The organism is Streptomyces marokkonensis, from assembly GCF_039539045.1.
GTDB lineage: Bacteria > Actinomycetota > Actinomycetes > Streptomycetales > Streptomycetaceae > Streptomyces > Streptomyces marokkonensis.
The window spans coordinates 1-8,460 of the sequence record NZ_BAABCQ010000240.1; the positions used below are offsets into that span (position 1 = coordinate 1).

Here is an 8,460-nt window from a genome sequence, read left to right on the forward strand (position 1 = left end):
GACGCTCGGCAACGAACGACCGCAGCCGCTCCACCTGCCCCGACAGCCCCGCCTCGGAGCGTCCCGAGACCACCCACGGCACCACCGGCAACGCCGTCGGCTCCCCGGCCGCCTGCGGCTCCTCCACCTCCGGCGCCTGCTCGACGATCACGTGGGCGTTCGTGCCGCTGATCCCGAAGGACGACACGCCCGCACGGCGCGGCTCGCCCGTCTGCGGCCAGGTCACTGGCTCGCTGACCAGCTCAACAGCTCCTGCCGACCAGTCCACGTGGGAGGACGGTTCGTCCACGTGCAGCGTCTGGGGCACCACACCGTGGCGCATCGCCATGACCATCTTGATGACGCCCGCGACACCGGCGGCGGACTGCGTGTGACCGATGTTCGACTTGATCGAGCCGAGCAGCAGCGGCCGGCCCTCGGGGCGCTCTTGGCCGTAGGCGGCCAGCAGTGCCTGTGCCTCGATGGGGTCGCCCAGCGTCGTACCCGTGCCGTGTCCCTCGACGACGTCGACCTGCGTCGGGGAGAGCCGGGCCCCGGACAGCGCCTGGCTGATGACGCGCTGCTGAGACGGTCCGTTGGGGGCGGTCAGGCCATTGGACGCGCCGTCCTGGTTGATCGCCGAACCCCGGACAACCGCGAGCACCTCGTGGCCGTTGCGGCGGGCGTCCGAGAGACGTTCCAGGAGCAGCAGGCCCACGCCCTCGCCCCAGCCCGTGCCGTCCGCCGCCTCCGCGAACGCCTTGCACCGGCCGTCCATGGCGAGGCCCCGCTGCCGGGAGAACTCCACGAAGACGCCGGGGTTGGACATGACGGTGACGCCGCCGGCGACGGCCTGGGTGCACTCGCCCGAGCGCAGGGCCTGGATCGCCCAGTGCACGGCGACCAGCGACGACGAGCACGCGGTGTCGACCGTCACCGCGGGGCCCTCGAGGCCCAGCGTGTATGAGACTCGTCCGGAGAGGACGGATGCCGCGTCGCCGGTCAGGGCGTGCGCGTCCCCGCCAGGGGCGGCGGCCCCGGCGCCGATGCCGTAGCCCTGGGTGGAGGCTCCGATGAAGACGCCGGTTCGGGTACCGCGCACGGAGAGCGGGTCGATGCCGGCGCGCTCCAGCACCTCCCAGGTGGTCTCCAGGAGGAGCCGCTGCTGCGGGTCCATCGCCAGCGCCTCACGCGGGCTGATCCCGAAGAGGCCCGGGTCGAACTCGGCGGCGTCGTAGAGGAATCCGCCCTGGTTAGCGTAGGAGGTGCCTACGTGTTCCGGGTCGGGGTCGTACAGCTTCTCAAGGTCCCAGCCGCGGTCCGTGGGGAACTCCGCGACGGCGTCGCCACCGGACGCCACCAGTTCCCACAGTTGCTCCGGGGAGCGCACGTCACCGGGGTAGCGGCAGCTCATCGAGACGATGGCGACCGGCTCCGACTCCTCCGACTCGGCAAGGCGAAGCCGCTGGCGCGTCTGCTGGAGCTCGGCGACCACCCGTGCCAGGTAATCGCGCAGCTTCTCTTCATCCGCCATCAGTACATCGCTCCCGTGAGTCGTGCAGGAAAGTTCGTGCTTGTCACGTCAAGAGATCCCGAGGTCGTTGTCGATCAGGTCGAACAGCTCCTCGTTCGTCGCGGACTCGAGCCTGTCCGCGGCGTCCGTCCGGTCCGTCGGCCCGTGGGCCTCGTTGAGCCTGGACAGGAGGGACTCCAGGCGCATGACCACCCGTAGGCGCCCAATGTCGTCATGTGCGCGGGCGGCGAGGACCTGTTCAAGGCGGTCGAGTTCGGTGCCGGGCGGCAGATCGCCCTCCGTGTCCCGCAGGGTCTCCGTCTGCAGGTGGCGGGCGAGCGCGGCCGGCGTCGGATGGTCGAACACGGAGGTCGCGGGCAGCCGCAGGCCGGTCGCGGCGTCGAGCCGGTTGCGCAGTTCGACCGCGGTGAGCGAGTCGAAGCCGAGTTCGCGGAAGGCCCGGCCCGGTTCGACGCCGTCCGGCGTCGCATGCCCGAGCACCGTCGCCGCGTGCTCTCGCACCAGGTCGAGGAGCAGCCGTTCCCGGTCGGCCTCGGCCAGGACGGTCAGTTCAGCACGGAGCGTGTGTGCCTCGCCCGTCTCCTCGGCCCGGCTCGTGTCCGGGGCCGCGACCGCCGCCCTCACCTGCGGAATGTCGCCGATCAGGGGGCGTTCGCGGGCCATGGTGAAGACGGGCGCGAAGCGCTCCCAGTCGACGTCGGCCACCACCACGGACGTGTCGTCGTTCTCCAGGGCCTGCCGCAGCGCGGTCATGCCCGTCTCCGGCTGGATGAGCCGCACGCCCTGGCGGTCGAGGAGGATCTTCGCGTCGTCGCTGACCATGCCGCCGCCGGCCCACGGGCCCCACGCCACCGACAGGGCGGGCACGCCCTCGGCCCTGCGCTGCTCAGCGAGGGCGTCCGTGTAGGCGTTGGCCGCCGCGTAGGCGCCGTGGTCGCCGACGCCCCAGATCGCCGAGACGGACGAGAAGTAGACGACCGCGTCGAGACTCTCCCGGTCGAGGAGCTCGTCCAGGTGTCTGGCCCCGGCGACCTTGGCGGACGCGATGTCCGCGAAGAGGACGTCGTCCGTCACCGCCAGGGGAGCGAGCACGCCGACTCCGGCGGCGTGCACGACAGTGCGCACCACGTCGCCGTCCGCGGCGAGCTTCGCCAGGAGCGCGGCGACCGCCGCACGGTCGGTCACGTCACACGCCGCGACGGTTACCCTGGCGCCCGACTTCTCGATGTCGACGGCCAGTTCGCCAACGCCTGCGGCCTTGCCACCGCTGCGGCTGGTGAGGACGACGTGCTCGGCCCCATTGACGGCGAGCCACCGCGCGACATGGCCGCCGAGCACGCCGGTGCCTCCGGTGATGATCGCCGTGCCCGACGGCTTCCAGGGCTTGACAGGCACCGGCCCGTCGAGCGGAGCGGACACCAGGCGCCGGGTGAGCACACCGGTCTCGCGCACGGCCACCTGGTCCTCGTGGTCGGTACGCGCGAGAACGGACACCAGGCGGGTCAGCGCGGTCGCGTCCACCCGCTCCGGCAGGTCGACCAGACCTCCCCACAACTTCGGGTGCTCCAACGAAGCGACCCGCCCGAGCCCCCACGTCTGGGCCTGCGCCGGCCGCGCGAGGACGTCGGAGCGGCGTACCGAGACGGCGGTCCGCGTGGCACACCACAGGGGCGCCTCGAGACCCAGTTCGGTCATCGCGCGCAGCAGGGCCAGAACGGCGAACGAACCGACGGGCAGCGCACCGTGCACGGGGTGCGGCCGCTCGTCGAAGCTGAGCAACGACAGCACTCCGGAGAGCGTCCCCGGCTCGGCGACCGCTGCGCCGAGCCGCTCGGCGAGGTCCTTGACGGTGTCCCCGCCGCCGTCCACGGGGAGCACGATCACGTTCGCGCCGTGCTCGCCGAGCGCCGTCGCGCAGTCGGCCTGGGCAGTGCCCGCGGTATCCGCCTCGGGCACCGCGAGCACCCATGTTCCGTTCAGCAAGGGAGTGTTCGGCGCGGCCGCGGCGCCCGAGGCGGCCTGGGGGCCCGCATCCGGGAGCGGCTGCCACACCACGCGGTACCGCCATCCGGCGACGGCCGAGTCCTCACTGCGCTTGCGGTGCCAGCTGGAGAGCGCGGGAAGCACGCTCGCCAGGGAGGACTCTCCGCTGACCGCGAGGTCGAGGGTCCTGGCCAGCTCGTCCACGTCGCCACGCTCGATCACGCCCCAGAACTCGGCGCCCACCGGGTCCAGTCCACCGTCCGCCGGGACGGCCACCGGTACGGGCGCGGCCCTCGGCCAGTAGCGCTCGTGCTGGAAGGCGTAGGTGGGCAGGTCGACGCGGCGGGCGCCCGTGCCGGCGAAGTACGCCTGCCAGTCGACCGCCTTGCCGCGTACATGGAGTTCGGCGAGGGCGGTGAGCAGGCTCTCCGGCTCCTCGCGGTTCTTGCGAAGGGCCGGTACGAAGGTGATCTCGCCGGAGTCGGAGGTGACGCAGTCCTGCGCCATCGCGGACAGCACACCGTCCGGACCCAGCTCCAGGAACGCCGTCACACCTTCCGCTTCCAAAGTGCGGATGCCGTCCAGGAAACGGACGGCCTCGCGGACGTGACGCACCCAGTACTCCGGATCCTGCACCTCCTCCGCCGACAGAACCGCGCCCGTCACGTCCGAGACGATGGCCAGCTGCGGGGCGTTGAAGGTCAGTCGCTCCGCGACCTTGCGGAAGTCTTCGAGGATCGCGTCCATACGCGGCGAGTGGAAGGCGTGACCGACCCGCAGACGCTTCGTCTTACGGCCCTCGCCCTCGAAGTGCGCGGTGATCCGCAAGACCTCCGCCTCGTCACCCGAGATCACGGTTGCGGACGGCCCGTTGAGGGCGGCAATCGAGACACTGTCGGCCAGCAGCGGGAGCACCTCGTCCTCCGTCGCCTGGAGCGACACCATCGCGCCGCCCGCCGGGAGCGCCTGCATCAGACGGCCCCGGGCCGCCACAAGAGCGGCAGCGTCCTCCAGCGACAGCACGCCGGCCACGCAGGCAGCCGACAACTCACCAACCGAGTGACCCAGCAGGAAGTCGGGCTTCACACCCCACTCCTCGACCAGACGGAAGAGTGAAACCTCCAGCGCGAACAGACCCGCCTGCGTGAACTGCGTCTGATCCAGCAGGTCGCCGCCGTCGAGGACGACCTCGCGCAGCGGCCGGTCCAAGTGCCGGTCCAGCTCCGCGCACACCGCGTCGAACGCATCCGCGAAGACGGGGTACGCGCCGTACAACTCTCGGCCCATCTCCGCTCGTTGCGACCCCTGACCCGAGAACAGCACCCCCACCCGCCCCGGCGACACCGAGCCCTGAACGGTCCGCTCACCGATCAGCACCGCCCGGTGCTCCAGCACCGCACGCGACGTCACCAGCGAGAAGCCCACATCCGCCGGCGACGGCTCAGACCCTCCAGGACGCTCCGCGACGAACGACCGCAGGCGCTCCATCTGCGCCGACAAGGCCCCCGAGGAACGCCCCGACACCACCCACGGCACCACCGGAAGCGCCACCGGGGCCGCGGCCGCGGCCGGCTCCTCCTCCGGAGCCTGCTCCAGGACCACGTGCGCGTTCGTGCCGCTGACGCCGAACGACGACACCGCGGCGCGCCGCGGTTCGCCCGTCTCCGGCCAGTCGACCGAGTCCGTGAGCAGCTCGACGGTGCCCTCCGACCAGTCCACGTGGGAGGACGGCTCGTCGACGTGCAGGGTCCGGGGCAGTACGCCTTCGCGCATCGCCATGACCATTTTGATGACACCCGCGACGCCGGCGGCGGCCTGTGTGTGGCCGATGTTCGACTTCAACGAGCCCAGCCGCAGGGGGCGGTCCTCCGGACGGTCCTGGCCGTATGTCGCGATGAGCGCCTGTGCCTCGATGGGGTCGCCGAGGGTCGTGCCGGTGCCGTGGCCTTCCACGACGTCGATCTGTGCGGGTGAGAGGCCCGCTCCGTCGAGGGCCTGGCGGATGACGCGCTGCTGGGACGGGCCGTTGGGCGCGGTCAGGCCGTTGGACGCGCCGTCCTGGTTGACGGCGGAACCGCGCACGATCCCCAGCACTTGGTGGCCGTTGCGGCGGGCGTCCGACAGGCGCTCCAGGAGCAGCAGACCCACGCCCTCACCCCAGCCCGTGCCGTCCGCCGCCTCCGCGAAGGACTTGCACCGACCGTCCGTGGCCAGCGCGCCCTGCCTGCTGAACTCCATGAACGCCGCGGGGGTCGACATCACGGTGGCGCCACCCGCCAGGGCCATGGCGCACTCTCCCGACCGCAGCGTCTGCGCCGCGAGGTGCACAGCGACCAGGGACGACGAGCACGCCGTGTCCACCGTCATCGCCGGGCCTTCCAGGCCGAACGTGTACGAGAGGCGGCCCGACACGACGCTGGCCGCGTTGCTCGTCGCGAGGGAACCCGCCCCGGCGTCGGGCGAGCCGAGCAGCACCGTCGCGTAGTCCTGGCCGTTGGTGCCGGTGAACACGCCGGTACGGCTTCCGCGTACCGATGCGGGGCTGATCCCGGCGCGCTCGAAGGTCTCCCAGGCGGTCTCCAGGAGCAACCGCTGCTGCGGGTCCATGCCCAGGGCCTCGCGGGGTGAGATGCCGAAGAGGGAGGCGTCGAACTCCGCGACGTCGTGGACGAACCCGCCCTCGTGGGCCTGGGTGGTGACGGGCTGCCCATGCTCGCCGCGGTACAGCCGGTCCATGTCCCAGCCACGGTCGTGCGGGAACTCGCTCATCCCGTCGCCGCCCGATGCCACCATGTGCCACAGGTCCTCCGGCGTCCGGACGCCGCCCGGGTACCGGCAGCCCATGGAGACGATGGCGATGGGCTCATCGGCGTGCGCCGACCGTGGGTCCGTCGTCTCCCCGGCCGCTTCCGCGGTCGGGTCGGCGGCGCCGAGCTGAGGTGCGAGGAGGCGCCGGGCGATGTCGTCCGATGTGGGGTGGTCGAAGACGAGGGTGGTGGGGAGGGTCAGGCCGGTGGCGGCGTTCAGGCGGTTGCGGAGTTCGACGGCGGTGAGCGAGTCGAAGCCCAGCTCGCTGAAGGCCCGGTCCGGGGCGACGGCGGCGAGTGACGGGTGGCCGAGCACGGCCGCGGCCTCCGCCCTGACCAGGTCGAGCAGAGCCCGGTCGCGTTCGGCCGTCGGCAGCGCGGCGAGCCGCTCGCTCAGTGCCTCCGCGACGTCCCGTCCGCGCGCGCCGTCGCCCTCCGGCGCCCGCAGGGCTTCGGCGGCTTCGGGGATGTCATCGATGAGGGGCCTGGGGCGCGCCAGGGTGAAGGCGGGTGCGAACAACGTCCAGTCGACGTCCGCGACGGTCAGGCAGGTCACCCCCGTGCCGACCGCCTGGACCAGGGCGCCGACCGCGAGTTCCGGGTCCATTCCACCGAGTCCGCGGCGGGCGAGCATCTCCTGTGCCGTGCCCACGGCCATGCCGCCTCCGGACCAGCCGCCCCAGGAGATCGACGTGGCCGTCAGGCCGCGGGCCCTCCGGTGCTCCGCGAGGCCGTCGAGGTAGGCGTTGCCGGTGGCGTAGGCCCCCTGTCCCGCACCGCCCCACACACCGGCGCCGGAGGCGAAGAGGACGAAGGCGTCCAGCGAGTCGCGGGTGTCGGCACCGAAGAGCGCGTCGAGGTTGGCGGAGCCGATCGCCTTGGCTGCGAGGGCGTCGGCGAAGGCGGCCGGGTCCGCGTCGGCGAGCCCCGCCTGTGTGGTGACGCCCGCGGCGTGGACCACCGTGCGGATGGGCCTGCCGTCCGCCTCCTGCACGCGGGCGACGAGTTCGGCCAGTGCCTCGCCGTCGGCGACGTCGCAGGCCGCGATCGTCACCCGGGCGCCCGACGCGGTCAGTTCGGCCTCGAGTTCGAGGGCACCTGCCGTCTCCGCGCCGCGCCGGCTGGTGAGCACCAGATGCTCCACGCCGGCCCGGGCGAGCCACCGCGCGGTGTGGGCGCCGAGTGCACCCACTCCTCCGGTGATCAGGGCCGTGCCGTGCGGGCGCCAGGGCTCGGACGTCTGCTCGTCACCCTCCGGGGCCCGGACCAGACGGCGTCCGAACACGCCGCCCGAACGCAGCGCCACCTGGTCCTCGCCGGCCGGGTCCGCGAGGACGCCCGGCAGCCTCGACCAGGCACGTGCGTCCAGCGCCTCCAGCTCCCCGGGAAGGTCGATCAACCCGCCCCAGCGGTCGGGGTGCTCCAGGCCGAAAACCCGGCCCAGGCCCCAGGTCTGTGCCTGTATCGCTCCAGAGACCGATTCGGACCTGCCGATGGACACGGCGCCGCGCGTCACGCACCACAGCGGAGCGTCCACGCCCTGCTCCACCAGGACCTGCATCAGAGCCAGCAGGGCGGCGACACCGCCGGGGAGCGTCGGGTGGGTGTGGTCGGGTGCCTCGTCGAGCGCGGTCAGCGACACGATGCCGTCGACCGGCCGGCCCTCGGGCAGCGCTTGGCGCAGCGCCCGGGCGAGCTCAACGCGGTCGGCACCGCATGACGTGACGGACACCCTCACGACCTCGGCACCACTTGCGGAGAGCGCCCGACCGACGGCCGCCGCCTCGTCGGCTCCGGCGTCAGGCACGACCAGCAGCCAGGTCCCGCCGATTCCGGTGTCCGTCTGAAGCGTCAGCGGCTTCCAGGTAATGCGGTAGCGCCAGCCGTCGACCTTCGACGCGTCCCGCCGCTGCCGCCGCCACGCGGACAGCACGGGCAGCAGGTCGCCGAGCGTCACCCGCGTCTCGTCCTCGAAGCCGAGCGTGCCGACCAGCGCCGCCAGGTCTCCCTGCTCGACGGCCTCCCAGAACCGGGCGTCCACCGGATCGGCCGAGGCGACGACCGAAGCGGTGGCCTGCCGCTGCGGCCAGAACTGCTGGTGTTGGAAGGCGTAGGTGGGCAGATCCACGCGGCGGGCACCCGTGCCGGCGAAGTACG

At 72.6% G+C, this 8,460-nt stretch carries 2 protein-coding genes; both read right to left on the reverse strand.

Going from position 1 to position 8,460, the window contains the following annotated elements; translation table 11 throughout:
- Positions 1 to 1,513: type I polyketide synthase (locus ABEA26_RS33520; protein WP_345597499.1), on the reverse strand; the 1,513-nt coding region annotated here is incomplete at its 3' end.
- A gap of 48 nt (positions 1,514 to 1,561) precedes the next feature.
- On the reverse strand, positions 1,562 to 8,460 hold a 6,899-nt coding region (locus tag ABEA26_RS33525; RefSeq protein WP_425587944.1), incomplete at its 5' end, for a type I polyketide synthase.